The following is a 13,345-nucleotide window of genomic DNA, read 5'->3' on the forward strand; positions in this document are numbered from 1 at the left end:
ACCCGATCCGCATTGCTCAGCCCGTTCCATTGTCGAGTTGGAACGTGAGCTGGCGCCACGGCAGCCAGCCATGCGGCACAAGCGGGTCGAGGTAACCGGCCCGCCGAAGCAAAATATCCATCGGCAGCGGCGGCAGGATCACGGAGAGTCGATCTGCTTCGACCGCTATTTGTCCGCGGCGGCGAACAGCGTTTTCGAGGAGCCATGCGCTCGATGAACCTTCAAAGCCCTGCAGCCAACCCGACCAGGAGGCGAGCAGTCTGGCCGCAATACGGGAGATCACTGGATCGAGGCCGAGAATTGAAGGTCCGGCGAGCGCATCAATATCCGCCTGCCCCACCTCGGAACCTGCGGCGACGGATTTCTTGCTGGTAACTTTTCGATCGATTACATCGGCAAGCGTATCGAATGCAGCCGTGCCGATTTCCGCCAACGCGGCCGAGAGTTCACCTGCATTGCGCGGCCCATGATTGCCCAACAGCATCAAGATGGCATCGTCGAGTGTTCCGTCGGGGCCAATTGAGGCCGGGCCGGCCCACGCACACAACAAGGCTGTGGCGACAATGCCGGGATTGTCCGGCAAGGAAGGGGCCGTCAGGCGCGCGGTAGCGACCACAGCCGACAGGTTGATGTCCACCAATGCCCTCAACATGACGGCGACACCGGCGCAGCCGCATTCGCTGACAAGCTGCGGCAATCGCTGGGCGGGTTCCCCTGCAATCGCCTCGAGCAGCGACACGACTGAAGCACGTTGCTTCTCGGTCGTTCCTGGTTCCAACCCCTGCAGGTGTGCGCTGCCATTTGCGCAGGCCCGGAGTGCCGACGAGCGTTTCTGAGGTGGCAATCTCGCCAGATGCAGCACGAGAGGTGCCGCCAACTGAATGAGCGTCCGTGCATTCTGCCCTTCGCCAAGGTCTGAATTGTCCCTTGCGAAGCGTGACAGAACCCTCAATGCAAGGCGATCCGGGTCCCTCACGCTGTCGTCAAGCGACGACTGGAAGGCCTTGATGATCGAGCTCAGATCGCCTGTTTCTCGTCTTTCCTCGTGGACGAGGAGCCCTTGTCGAAGTCGGTCGGTGTCCACCCATTGGAATCGCGACGAGCGCTCGGCCGCTGCAGTCATTTGGTTATGGTCGGCACGGCCAGCGCTGACGACAAATCGACTAGCGTCAAGCATGGCGTCCGCGAGCGCGCTTCGACTGCGCCAGTCAGGCTCGTCGACGTTAGCGTGCGTAGGCCACGCCGCAAGAAGCGCCTCTACATCGCCTGGCGTGCACGAGATGTCGAGCAATTCAATCGCGGCGGCGAGAAATGGCCGCAGCCGGTTGCGCCGGTCCGCTCCAAACTTCGAACCGGCCCGCGCTTCCGAGGAAAGGAGCTCCCTGCTCGCAGCCGGCCCAAGCGCATCCAGGAAGCGCTCCAATACTCCCTTGCCGTCCAGGCGCGCGAGAACCGGCATAACCTTCGAGCTGTCATACTCCAGGATAAGTAAGAGAGCCTCCGCTGTCGACTTTCCAGCGACAGCTCCCGCCAGAGGGCCAAACCACCATGGCGGGGACGCCGCGGCACTGGTGAGCAACGCACAGATGCAGGCGGCCAGCCACTCGGCACGATCTGAGAAGACGCATACATCGTCGGAGATGGCGGAGGAGCCATGTTTCTCTATTGCGCCTGATATTCCATCCGCCAGGGATTTCGCCCACGCATCGGACAGTTTGATGTCGGAGGGCTGGTTTACAAGCCGGCAGCGAACCTTGAGTTCGCGAACCATGACGACGGCATCTCCGCCGGACATCCGGTCGGCAACATGTTTGGCCAGCCGCTCGGGCAAACCGCGTTGGGCTATGCGATCGATGCGTGCTGCAAGGTCGTGGTGAACCTGCCGGGCGCGGCCGCCCGTCGATTGCATCGTCGTCATATGCTCCATCGCCCTGGCTTCCCAGTGCTACTTCTGCGGGTTCTGTTGTGAAGTCTGGCCGCCGGCCGCCTTGTTGTCGTCGCAGTAGATCCAGATTGAGGTGGGTTGGATAGTCTTGGTGTCCCTAAGCGCGTTGAGGCCGGACGAGATGCTCTCGATGGCGGCCGTATATACAGCAATTTCCTGGTCTGGACTTGGTTTCACTGCCGGGACGGGTGCCGTGGCCGGCTTGGGCTCTGCCGGACTGGTCGCCTCCGTGGGCGCGGGCTTCTCCTCCTGTTTGGCTGCTACGGCCTTGGGTAGGAGTTCACCGTTCTCATCCGTAAGCTTCGTTCCACTTTTTGAGACCGTGCAACTTGCGTCACCCGCAACAATGGCAACAGCGCCGGTCGTTGGTGCCGCCATGTGGCAAAGCATTGGCGGAATATGCAAGATATGCCGAATGGCATTTACCGAGTCGCAGGGGAACATTCCTGCAGCCGCGTCCCACCAAACTCCAAGGAAAGCGACCACAAGAAGCAAGCCGGTGCCACCCGCAGTCTTTCCGACGGACTTGGACATACTCAAAAGAATTGCCAATAGATTGGCCAACATCGTCGTTTCCTCCCCTGGCGGTTGCGCGGCGTTTGCTGTTTCCTGCCCTGCCTTGGCTTGACCCACGGGCTCGACAAATGCGCCTTCGATAATGAGGTCGCCTGCGATGGTTACGCCGCGCGTCGCGGCGTCGATTGTCAGCAATGCCTCGAACTTTCCGCTTTGCTGATTCCACGCGCCAATTGAGAGCGCGCCATTGGCGGGCAGCACAAGCCGCATCTCGTGTGTATCCGGTGGCGCCTGGGAATCCCCTATGCGGAAGAGACCGCAGCCGTCGGCCATGGCGGGTGCCGGTCCGGAAGTCGGCAGCAACAGTTGCGATCCGACCTCAACGTCGCCATCCACCACCAGCAGCCCCTGAAAGGACGCGCCGCTGTTGGTGACCGTCAGCCGCTTGGAGCCCGCGATATCATCAGGGGCATTGCCCACGGCCTGCTGCGGCGCGCCTGCCGCTACGGCCGACTTCAAGACAACCGCGAACTCGCCATCGGCCAATGTGATATAGGATGTATCGTTTCGATCCGGCACGATTGCGGCGGCGACCAAGCCAGCCTCCAGGCGGCTGTCGGCGTCGCGAAGCGTTATCCATTCCCCGGCCTTGTCAGGATCGGCCCTGAGCACTCCGATCCGCACGGGACGTCGAACCGATGGGTCATCCGGTGCAGCTTGGAAAACGCCAAATTGCAGCCGTGCGTCCGGTGCTCCGATGCGAGCACGTACCTCGACCTGCGGCGTCTCGTCGAGGCGCGAAGGATCGATCCCTTTCCCGAACGACAACGGTCTTTGACCGTAGTTGAGTAAAACTTCGAACGTGTCGGCTCCTGGGTTATCAAGCCGCGCGCCAGCCATAAATGGATCCAACTGCACCGGACCGGCCAGAACCAGATCTCGACCGAATTCATCCACGGCGTATCCGGCGTTCAACACCAGCCCCGTGCTCGCCTTTTCGATCTCGAGACCATCGACCACGCCGGCAAGATGTGCGCCGGCGCGATGCCTGCGGCCGAGTTCGATCTGGTAGAGCTGCGCCGTGTTGAGGTCGGCGCTGGTAAGCAGACTGCCCTCCACAAAGTGTATCCGAGGCGCTGACATCAAGGCACCTGTTGCTGGAAGAATTGGGTCACCGGAATACCATAGTCGGCTTCGGCGGCGATCATGATGCCGACCCACGATGTCTGCCCCATGGCCGGCTTCGGTCCAGATACCGAACAGGAGCCGTGCACTTCCTCACCTTTGTCGAGCCCGGTCTTCTCGACGTTGTGCAACTCGGTAAAGACCGGTGCGGGCTCCAGTCCGTTCGGCTTGATTGAAGACGGTTTGATCATGTAGGTCGCCATGACCTTCAGCCGTTTCAGCTTCATCTCCTGGTTGTTCTCCAACTTCCAGTCCAAGCGCCATGCGCATTGTTCGCCGGCATCGGTGCTGGATAGGCTCGGTATTGTGATTTTGAGACCCGTCGCCGCACTCTCGATACGCGCCAGTTCCTTCTTGCCCGCGTCCGTGCGCAGGAACGCCTGCATCAATTGTGCTTCGCTCGGTTCGCTACTTGGCGGCTTGCGCACAATCATACGCTGCTTGAAGAGATTGCCGCGCACGACAACGCCGCGCCCCGGCACGATGTCGAGAAGAGGGAGGAACCCTTGAGCGATATCCGGCCCGATGCGAAAACCCGCCGACTTCGGAGTGGAGTTGTCTTGCGGATGCTTTCCAACGGAGCCGGGAGGAGCCACCACCACGTCGGGATTGACGGCGGCAACTTCGATCATCATCATTTCCGGGGTCTTTGCCTTTGCATCGGCGGCGACGCGCAGAATTCTGAAAGGTCTTGCCGCTTTTGGCGCTGGACCACCAGCCGATGTCAAATGCAGGGCTGAGCATGACAGCCCGCCGCTCGACAAATTGCCGAGAACTCGGCCCCTGGTCTTCGATCCGGTCGTCCAGCCGACCATGAACATCGCCTGCTGGGCAACGGATACGATCCACGAACGCGGACGAGCCAGTACACGGTGATCTTCGCCGGATCGAGCATGCAAAGGCTGAGCCGCCACGCTCGGCGGCATTGTCACCTCTACACTGCCGTCGACGGATTGGAGCCTACTGCCAACCACCCCGCTTGTCGCGCCCTGCGGTGTCCAGTGGGATCTTTGTTCATGAATGTCGGCTTGCAATTCGCAAAGATACGCCTGCTCGTCGTTGAGCATTTCTGACGTCAGGTTCGATCCTGCTAACCAGCGAAGACGCATCATGACGATAACCAATGGGCCAAGATTTCAAGCATAACCGTCACTATTAAAAGCAGAAATAAAACATGTATCGCGGTCCAAAGTCGTCTAACCTCACCTTCCAGAGATGACAGCCTCTTACTTAGCTTAGATATAGACCAAGAAGCTGTCCCTCCTTTTCTTGCAAGCAAAACGCGACCGTTGTGGACATACAAGCGAACAGTTTTTCCTGGCAGGAAGTCAACTCTCCAGTCGAGGAAGCGATGATTTTTAGTGATTAGAGATTCAATCTTCTGCTCGGTCAGCGTCTTGACCGTCCAGGTTTGTATGCCTCTGCGAGCCAGCCAACTGACGGCCTGGTCGGCTGATAGGTTGAACGTAGGCGTGATGTTGACGTGTTCGTCGCGAGCAGGGAGTTGCTCGCGATTTTCTGTCCGACGGCCCAACGACCAGTCAACCTTTGTTATCACCGCAGAAAGTTTGGTTCTGGCGATCCAAACGCGACCAAGCGCGACCGCCTTTTCGTCTGTTGGCTTGGCAGCGAACGCTTTGGCCAAGACATCAAGGCGCGCAACGCGAACGGCGTCGAGACTGCCGGTTCCCGCAGGGCCGTTAAAGGCCCTCACGAAGTTTTCGAACGCCGTTAGCCGTTGTGCGCTCTGCGTGTCGAAGACGTTTGCAGGTCGTAGCTCCACCGTGGCTGTGAGAGCTTCAAGCGTAGGCCGGCCTTCATCGTCAGAACTGCTCTGACCGATTGTGGGTGCGCGGGCAGCGGCACGTCCCGGCCACTGATAGGCCATCGGCCGGCCAGACGCGTCAACCCCCATCGACAGCCATAGATCGAAGGCTGATGGCTCTCCGCCATCGGAAATTCTTTGTATTTCGGCAACAGCGAGAAGTTCACTCAAAAGTATCTCTGCCGTATCCTCCAAGACAAACAATTGTCCTGCTTGATCCACGACCACGCCGGAGCCGATCTCGAGCCTGGTGTCGCCCTTTTTTCTCGGCAGCAATCCACGAACCACGCCCCAGCCATGACGTCGCGTTTCGGCACTCAGGCGCGACTTGGCCGATACTCCAAGCTGCGTCAGTTCCGCGTCCGAGAGAACCTGCCCCGGATGAAAAAGGGGGCTATCGAAACCAGCTGGGGATGGGATTTTTTTTGGCACGGTCATGAAACTTTTCCGATCATGACCCAGCTTTCGAACAGTCCTCCCGCAACCCAGTTGCCGCTCGGCAGTCGGCCTTTCAAATACGCTCCGGATACCGGCTGCCCCTTCCAGTCGACGACGAAGTCGCAAGCCAATCGAACAACAACTGTTTTGCCATCCATACTCCCGCCGGGCCTCTGAAGGTCCAGGCAGAGCATCGCCCCCCCGGTCACTAAATTGTTGGTCAATGTTAGCCCCGAAACAGGGACGATCGAATCTCTGTTCCCAGAGCGGACCCGAACCTCCAGCGCGTGCTCCGGTGGCAAGTCGATCAGCGAGGAAAACTCGATCCACCAACTTCTAGGCCACGTATCCTCGACGCTGCCATGCTGCCAGCTGGTCCTCGTGATAGAAGTAAGGCCTCGTGACGCCGCCTTGATTTCGATGTTCTGATAGCTCCGCTCGACATCGGCAAGCAGCACATATCCGTCGATGATCGCCTTATCGAGTTTGTCGCGAGGAAAGAAGCGAAGCTCCGCTTGCTCTATACGTCGAACGGGAGTTCCATCGTCAGGGGGTGTTGTGGCCATCCTGGCAATATTGCAGGCAGTCAAGAGCTTCGGCGCAATACTACGAACGCCCAGGACACCGTCCTCCGCGTCGATCGAACATTCGCTGTTTTCGTCGAGCACAATCTCCTGGCCGTTGGAGTCGATCGCGTGGCCTGCGCTGACGTTCAGTTTTCCTCGGTCCCCAGGATCCTTAGCAACGTCCATTCCGTCGATCACGCCCCAGCCTAAAGAAAGAGCGAGCTGCTTCAGTCGACGTGAGACACAATCCTGTTCGAGGGAGAGGTCTTTGGCCGTTAGCAGCATGCCGTCAACGAATATCGGACGGCCGGTATCGAAGTTGGTCATAGTGTTGGGATCCCCTCTTATCCTTGCGCCGCCAGCAAACTGTCTTGGCCAAGCCGTACCGAGCCCAACGGCAGTGGTGGAAGCGTCGTAGTCATGCCCAGCACGGTGTTGTAGCCGACGTTGAACGGCGTCTGCCGGTCGACAACCTCAAGTCCGATGTGGGCTGGCAGGATCGGCGCCAGCAAGCGCTTCCAATCATCCGGGGTGGGATCGTCATCGATGTGGGGGGGGACGAACATCCAGAGCCGGCTGGCAAGCGTGCGCATTCCTAGCATGTCGTCGTCAGACTCACCGGATACTCCAAGGGTCGGTTTCCCGTCGAGTTCGCTGCTGTCGAGGCGAACACGGGTCGCCAGCGGATCGCTGCCCAACGGGGCGCTGTTGGCCAACCAGCCCCAATCGGTTCTCAACGGCGTTGGCTCAGGGTCTTCGCTCGAATGATTGGCGGGCAAGGTAAACAACCGCCGCATCTTGTACCCTTCGACGACGGCTATTCTGCGCCGACGATCTGGCGACATGCCGCGCGCCTCTGCGACTGCGTCGATCCAGTTCAAAACGGATTTGGATGTTCCTGCCTCAAGCGCGTAAGGAATAACGTGTGTTAGGAAGCGTCGCGCCAGCGCGATGCTTCGCCGCTTATCGTCGCTCGACTGACCTTGGCGCCCAAGGACGAGATCGATGTCGATGTCGAACCATCCCGCGAGAAAACGCGCGGCTTCCATCGATGGCAGACGCGACGGCGCTATGAGGTCGCCGATGCGATCGATGTTCGCCTCGATCCGCTCACCATCCTGGAACGCCGAACTGAGAAATCGACCGAGGAAACTCGCTTGGTCGCTATCCTGGCGAAATACGGCTGGAAGATAATTGATCCAGCGGTTGTTATCATAGACGAGAATGAACTCCGCCCGGCTCCATATTTCGGGGCGAATGGATACGGATTTATCCGTGATCGTGATGGTGTCGCCGGCGCTAGCTTGCACGGTCAGGGACACGTTTGTTCCATCGCGCGTGGCTGGATCATCGCCAATGATCTGCACATAGTCATATTGCCGCGAGGGCGGGATCAATTCGACCGCGAGCTCGGCAAATTCACCAGGCTTGAGGCATATGCGCTTAATGTCGATCCGAACGACGTGATCCTTTGCCACTGTGCTTATCAGCAGCGCCTTGTCGGGAGACGACTGGAGGAGCATGGACTTCATGATGGCGTAGCCCCTTCGAGTTGAATGATATGGTCGGGCCGCCCCCAAAGGATCGCCTGATCTGCTATCGCTATGAAGTTGGAGGTATTTTTTTCTGGAGTGACGCTCTCCGTGCTGACAAAAGTGAACGTGCGTGGGCCACGCAAAACAGGCGGGGCCATCTCGAGGATCCTGCCGTTCACATCCGCCCTCAGGGACAGGACCTGATCGATCACGCGAACACCGCCAATGGTGGTCTGCGCCGCGCAGCTCCATAGATCGGCGGCGTAGAGTTGCGTGGCAAAACCACGGTCGCTGCTGTTGAGCCAGTCGTTCAACGAACGCCGGATGGCACCTCTCACCTCGTCACCCGCGTATCCCGCGCTGGCTCGTGCAAGCATGGTTACCTTGACTGGAACGATCATCGCCGCACGGACGAACAATTCCGCGCCAACCATGCGCCGGCGGTCCAGGATTTCCTTGACGTTGCCGATCTCTGCGTCGCTCGGCCACGGCGGCAGGTCGCCACCCAGCCGAGACTTACCCACGACGAAGACCGTGATCACTCCTGGCATTTTGCCTGAAAGCTCGGGGAAATCGGGATGTAACTGAGCGATCGCCCTGGCCCTGCCCATCTGCCCTTTGCGTAACGCCAGTTCCTCGAAGTCCGCGCAAGTGACGGCCCGATCGCGACTGCGCAACCGCGACGCCGCCCGTTGGCGCAGTCTTTCGGTCTGCTCCGCATTGCTGCCATCGATTGCAGGAAAGGGATTGGTGCCGCTCGCCCCCTGGCTTCCAATCTTGATCTGCTTGGCGCCGACATTCCCTCCGATGCCACCGCCGGCCTGGTAGGATTTGGCAACGACACGCACACCTGCCCCCGGAACCTGACCATGCGAGTTGTCACCGAAGCGCACTTCGCCGGTTGCACCATCGACGGTGAAGTGGGTGTCGGTTGAGAGGGAGTCGAAGAAGTCGTCGACCTTGCTCCACAGGTGCTCATTGTTTGCAGGACCTGTTGCCAGCTTGACCGAATCCGGATCGACTGGTCGATTGCGCAGACTGAAGACTTGGCCTTCAAGACCGGTGCTCGTCCCCAGCAAGTCTTCTGTTTCGGTGGTCAGCGCAATGGCGTCGACGGCATTGAGCGCCACGTGCAGGAAGCGCGGCGCGCTCGCGAATGCGAAGCCCGCGCCTCCGACCAGGCACCGTAGCTCGAACACGTAGGTCAACGCTCGCTTCGCCTGGCCCGGCGCTCCACTCGGCGCGGCATTTGCAATCGGAACCGCCCGCCTGGGTCCAGCAATCCGAATAAATCCGTCACACTCGAATCCCTTCGTTGCATCGTCGATAACTTCGAGTGGCTCCCAGACATCCCCGTCAATGCGCGCGCTCCAGGAGAGCGGCGGGGTTTGCGGCCGCAACGCCAAGGAATTGCCTTCCGGCATCGAAAAATCTCCAGTCCTGCCGCGCTTCATCTGGCTGACGTGAAGCGTCAATACGTCTGGAAAGACGTCTGCGGCTTGCATGTCCGGTGATGCTGCCTTGATCCGCAAGATCAATTCGGAATTGGACGCGCCAATCGTGCCGAACGGATCAAAACCTCGGTCGGGCATCTCGTTGAGCTTTGTGAGATCCTCCTCGGCCTCGCCCGGCAATTTACGAATGATTGCAACCATCGGGCGGCGCACCATCGCGAGGTCACGCGTGGTCTGAAACTTCAACGGCCTGTCGGCACCCACGTCGATCGAAATTGAAGACGTGCCACCAGTAATACTGCTCGGACAATTGTCTAACGGCGTGAATTCGATCATCGCTCGCGCTGCCTTTGCCGGCTCGGGCATAATGCCAACAAGGCTCAGCAGCTCACCGTGCAGTTTGTCCGGAACCTTGTTCATCCGGAATAGCATCAGCTCTGTGAACCAGGCGAACAACTCTACCAGGGTGATTCCCGGATCGGCGGGATTGAAGTCGGTCCAATCCGGGCAAGCGAGGCGAATTCGTTTGAGCGCTTCCGCGGTGAGATCGTCAAAATGGCGATCGTCGAGGATCGGGGGAACGAGACTCACGCCGCACCCTCCTGAAGATAGAACGGGTACACCATGTTACCGACAGCATTGTTGGCACGGAGACGATATGTGATGTCTATGAGCAGGCACTCTGGATTCGGTTCCAACGACTGAACATCGATCTTCAGCAAATCAATGCGCGGTTCCCAGCGTGTCAGAGCCGTCCTCACTCGATCTACCACAAGGGCGGTCAACGCCGGTGTGACAGGCTCGAACGGCAGTTCATGAATGCCGCAACCGAAGTCGGCGCGCATGACGCGTTCGCCCGGAGCGGTTGCCAGAATCAGCCAAAGGCTATGCTTTATCTTGTCCTCGCCTTCGCTCAACTTGAATCCATACCGCTTCGGCCCTGCCTGATCCGCAAACCATGGAGGACTGGGAAAACTGGGGCCTTTGCCGAGGAAGTCGGACATTTCAATCTCCGATCCACACGGTGCCGGTTGCGACGACTTTGCCATTTGGAGCGTCGACCGGATCGTTGCAGGTCAGTGCCGTATCGCCGGCTCGGGCCGCAGGTCGCCCACCGATGGATACTGTAACGGACCCTGTGTTGATCGTGCCTCGGTTGCGTGGCGCTATTACGAAAGTACCGCCCATCGGAATGTGTGGCTGGTTGAAAGCAACCGACCCGACGATGGCGGCGGGCATGCCGTTGACCTTCACTGTGTCGACGCATCCTGAATCGATGATCCCGTCGAAAGGATGCGGCACAATGACCGGCGAAGTCGGACCTGGCGGCTGAATCAAATGCATGTCGATCCCCACAACACGATCCCCCTGTTTTGCCGCCGGCTGTTTCATCTTTGCCTCAATTGAGCGTTATCTGGCTGCCCTTCAGCGAAAGCAGGCCGCCGGCTTCAATCGTGAAATCCGCGGATGCGCTCAGCTTGAGGGTCACTGCCTTGATTTCAGCCTGGTCAGCGGCCTGCACCAAGACCTCCTGGGCGTTCACCATCACCTTGCCGCTGGGCGCGCTGACCGTAACGTCGCCGTTGGAGGCCTCGATCGTGACCGGGCCACTGTCGGACACGAGTTGGATTTTCTCCCCTCCTGAATCGATCACCAGCCGGCGTTTTCCATCCTTGTCCTCGATTTCGATCCGCTCCGCGCCGGGCGTATCATCAAGCTTGATCAAATGACCGCTGCGCGATCGCAGAAACCGCCAATGGTTGGACACAGGCTCTGGTTCGCCCGGCGGCGGCCGGTCGACGTTGCTCCACAATGCGCCCAATACATATGCCCGCTGCGGATCGCCCTGCTCGTAGGCGACCAGCACCTCATCTCCGACTTCGGGGCGCAGCACGAGCCCGCGACCTTCCCCTGCCATTGGCGTGACCAGACGCGCCCATGGCGCAACCTTCCCGCCAAGATGCGGCAGTTGGACCTCTACGCGATGCAGGCCGAGCGGGTCATCGAGGCTGGTGACGACGCCGACCACGATCCCGTTTACTGATGCCGAGAAGGGCGCGTTCATAGTTCCTCCCGCCTGCATGCGAAACTGGTGGTGTAGCCTCCAGCACCGATCGTGTGGTCGCTGCTGGTGACGAACCAACGGCCACGGAAACGCTCGCCGACGCCTTCGATCTGAAGCACGCAGCCGGACCGCAGTTCTGGAAGGCCGATGGTCCGGCCGGTCGCGGTCATTGTGTTTTTCACGATCCGTTCCATATAGTCGGTAGCGCGCCGCCGGCCTTCCGCTTCGTCTTGCACTGGTTCAGAACTGATCACCTCGAGGCGTTTTCTGACCGCCGTAGCTATGTTGTCACTATCGAATTTCGGATCGCGGATTCGGAGGTCGTTGCGCCCGACGCGAACCGAAATCGCCGTCTTTTCGCGCGGGTTCCAACTGTTGAGTTCGAGGGCCTCGGGCTGCCTTGCCGTGGAGAAGCGCGGTTGAAACTCAAGCAGCGGCCCGCCGCGTAGCGACGAGCGGTAGACGAGCTTGAGAGGCTCGCCGCGACACTGCAGGGAGTTGATCAGATGGATTTCGGTGCCGCTGTCTGTCTCGGTGACGATCAGTTCGAAGCCTAGCTGGCTGGCCCTGCGTTTAAGGAAAACGAGGTCGAACTCGTTGTCCTGGACGACATCCTGAAGTTGTAACACCGTCGCCAGATCGCCCTCATCGACGCTTATGCTCAAATCGGGAAATGCCAGTTCGATCTGCCGGGCAAGGTCGGTATCCATTCCTGGCGGATAGACCTTGGAGCGCCGTTGTCCGAGCAGATCCTGCAAGCGGTTTCGCCCGCTGACACTGAGCGTCGGAGGGCCACCGGCAGGGAAGCTTGGGATGAGATCCGTGATGATGCCTCGTATCATCCAGCTCATCTGGCCCCGGCCAAGATAACCCATGCGAATGTCGAGCCGCTGGCCAGGGTCGAAAATGTGCTTGTCGCTGTAGGAGAACGTGTATTGGTCGGCATCCCAGTTGGCGAGCGTCAGCGAGAACCCACCCAACTCGTCGATCGAATCATGAAAACTCACATCGAGCACGTCGCGAATGATGTGGCGATCCAGCTTCTGCTGTCCGATCCAGACCTCGAATGCCGGGACAAACAGGTCGCTTGAGCCGGACAGTATGTCAGCGAGCATGTTCATGACGGCCTCGATCGTGACGGATTGGCCAGTGGCCGAATCTTGAGCATCGTGCCAGGAACCAACCTGAGCGGATCGGCGATGGCTTCCGGGTTTGCATCGGCGATCTCGCGCCACAGCGCGTGATTTCCGTAAGCCTGGTAAGCGATCAAGGCGAGGCTATCTCCGCTACGCACGCAATGAGTCTTGCTGTGGTCGGGAGACTGCAGGTTAAGCTCGCGAAGCTGCTCGCCGAGCGTTCGATAGCTGCGCAGCGCCAGCGTGACCCGCGCGCGGATCGGTTCACCGCTTTCGGAAAACAGCGTAAACCGGCATTGCACGTTTTCGGCTATCGCTTTCAGCGCGAGATGAGTTCCCCAAATGATCTTCAGCCTTGGCGGCGCATGCCGTTCCGGTAGAATACGTGCCAGGCGCTGCAGATCATTGGCCAGGGCGGCGACATCCACCGCGCTGTCGATCTTGGAGGCATCCAGCAGCAACTCCAGGCTTAACCGTTGACTGTTGCCGTGAATGAACTGCAGGATCGGCTCTTCCAGTCCCGGTATCGCTATCTCGGCAAAGTTGGCGCCTCTCTCCAAGGAGTATTCCGTAGGGTTGAATTGAGCGCTGAATCGGGTCGGCAACCCAGCGGATCGAGCCGCAGCCTGATCTTCCTCGGCGATTTCGATGATGGTTTTGACGATGGTCACGATAGACTC

The 13,345-nt window shown here is 59.5% G+C and carries 12 protein-coding genes; all 12 read right to left on the minus strand.

Features of this window, described 5'->3' with window-relative positions; all coding sequences use genetic code 11:
* Positions 1-16: 16 nt before the first annotated feature.
* From X771_RS163835 to X771_RS163780, 12 genes are read right to left on the minus strand one after another with little or no spacing between them, the layout of a single operon-like run.
* Positions 17-1,918: a hypothetical protein gene (locus tag X771_RS163835; protein WP_023686223.1), complete on the minus strand. Its 1,902-nt coding sequence runs from the start codon at positions 1,916-1,918 to the stop codon at positions 17-19.
* A gap of 27 nt (positions 1,919-1,945) precedes the next feature.
* Positions 1,946-3,580 (minus strand): hypothetical protein, encoded by a 1,635-nt coding sequence (locus tag X771_RS163830; RefSeq protein WP_156935954.1) that lies wholly within the window; start codon positions 3,578-3,580, stop codon positions 1,946-1,948.
* 23 nt (positions 3,581-3,603) lie between these two features.
* Positions 3,604-4,758 carry a hypothetical protein gene (locus X771_RS163825; RefSeq protein ID WP_156935955.1) on the minus strand — a complete coding sequence of 385 codons (1,155 nt, stop codon included), beginning with the start codon at positions 4,756-4,758 and terminating at the stop codon, positions 3,604-3,606.
* Positions 4,755-5,909 carry a hypothetical protein gene (locus X771_RS163820; protein ID WP_023686226.1) on the minus strand — a complete coding sequence of 385 codons (1,155 nt, stop codon included), beginning with the start codon at positions 5,907-5,909 and terminating at the stop codon, positions 4,755-4,757. Before X771_RS163820 ends, X771_RS163825 begins: the two co-directional genes overlap by 4 nt.
* Positions 5,906-6,802: a hypothetical protein gene (locus tag X771_RS163815; RefSeq protein WP_023686227.1), complete on the minus strand. Its 897-nt coding sequence runs from the start codon at positions 6,800-6,802 to the stop codon at positions 5,906-5,908. The genes X771_RS163820 and X771_RS163815 overlap by 4 nt, the downstream gene beginning before the upstream one ends.
* A 17-nt stretch (positions 6,803-6,819) precedes the next feature.
* On the minus strand, positions 6,820-8,007 hold the full coding sequence (locus X771_RS163810; protein ID WP_023686228.1) for a hypothetical protein: 1,188 nt from the start codon (positions 8,005-8,007) through the stop codon (positions 6,820-6,822).
* On the minus strand, positions 8,004-10,055 hold the full coding sequence (locus X771_RS163805; protein WP_023686229.1) for a putative baseplate assembly protein: 2,052 nt from the start codon (positions 10,053-10,055) through the stop codon (positions 8,004-8,006). The genes X771_RS163810 and X771_RS163805 overlap by 4 nt, the downstream gene beginning before the upstream one ends.
* Complete coding sequence (locus tag X771_RS163800; RefSeq protein ID WP_023686230.1) at positions 10,052-10,468, minus strand: GPW/gp25 family protein; 417 nt, start codon at positions 10,466-10,468, stop codon at positions 10,052-10,054. Before X771_RS163800 ends, X771_RS163805 begins: the two co-directional genes overlap by 4 nt.
* A 1-nt stretch (position 10,469) precedes the next feature.
* Complete coding sequence (locus X771_RS163795; protein ID WP_023686231.1) at positions 10,470-10,856, minus strand: PAAR domain-containing protein; 387 nt, start codon at positions 10,854-10,856, stop codon at positions 10,470-10,472.
* 7 nt (positions 10,857-10,863) lie between these two features.
* Positions 10,864-11,529, minus strand: coding sequence for a phage baseplate assembly protein V (locus X771_RS163790; RefSeq protein ID WP_023686232.1), 666 nt, complete (start codon positions 11,527-11,529; stop codon positions 10,864-10,866).
* Entirely contained in the window at positions 11,526-12,764 is a 1,239-nt protein-coding gene (locus X771_RS163785) for a hypothetical protein (protein ID WP_156935957.1), read from the minus strand. The genes X771_RS163790 and X771_RS163785 overlap by 4 nt, the downstream gene beginning before the upstream one ends.
* The gene (locus tag X771_RS163780) at positions 12,647-13,336 is read right to left on the minus strand and encodes a LysM peptidoglycan-binding domain-containing protein (protein ID WP_031202361.1); all 690 of its coding nucleotides are present in this window, start codon (positions 13,334-13,336) and stop codon (positions 12,647-12,649) included. The genes X771_RS163785 and X771_RS163780 overlap by 118 nt, the downstream gene beginning before the upstream one ends.
* Positions 13,337-13,345: the final 9 nt, after the last annotated feature.

Origin of the sequence: Mesorhizobium sp. LSJC269B00, assembly GCF_000502815.1 — a bacterium.
Lineage (GTDB): Bacteria > Pseudomonadota > Alphaproteobacteria > Rhizobiales > Rhizobiaceae > Mesorhizobium.

Coding starts and splice junctions, on each gene's coding strand:
- X771_RS163835 (WP_023686223.1), bottom strand. CDS start 1,918: ATGACGACGATGCAATCGACGGGCGGCCGCGCCCGGCAGGTTCACCAC.
- X771_RS163825 (WP_156935955.1), bottom strand. CDS start 4,758: ATGATGCGTCTTCGCTGGTTAGCAGGATCGAACCTGACGTCAGAAATG.
- X771_RS163820 (WP_023686226.1), bottom strand. CDS start 5,909: ATGACCGTGCCAAAAAAAATCCCATCCCCAGCTGGTTTCGATAGCCCC.
- X771_RS163815 (WP_023686227.1), bottom strand. CDS start 6,802: ATGACCAACTTCGATACCGGCCGTCCGATATTCGTTGACGGCATGCTG.
- X771_RS163810 (WP_023686228.1), bottom strand. CDS start 8,007: ATGAAGTCCATGCTCCTCCAGTCGTCTCCCGACAAGGCGCTGCTGATA.
- X771_RS163800 (WP_023686230.1), bottom strand. CDS start 10,468: ATGTCCGACTTCCTCGGCAAAGGCCCCAGTTTTCCCAGTCCTCCATGG.
- X771_RS163795 (WP_023686231.1), bottom strand. CDS start 10,856: ATGAAACAGCCGGCGGCAAAACAGGGGGATCGTGTTGTGGGGATCGAC.
- X771_RS163790 (WP_023686232.1), bottom strand. CDS start 11,529: ATGAACGCGCCCTTCTCGGCATCAGTAAACGGGATCGTGGTCGGCGTC.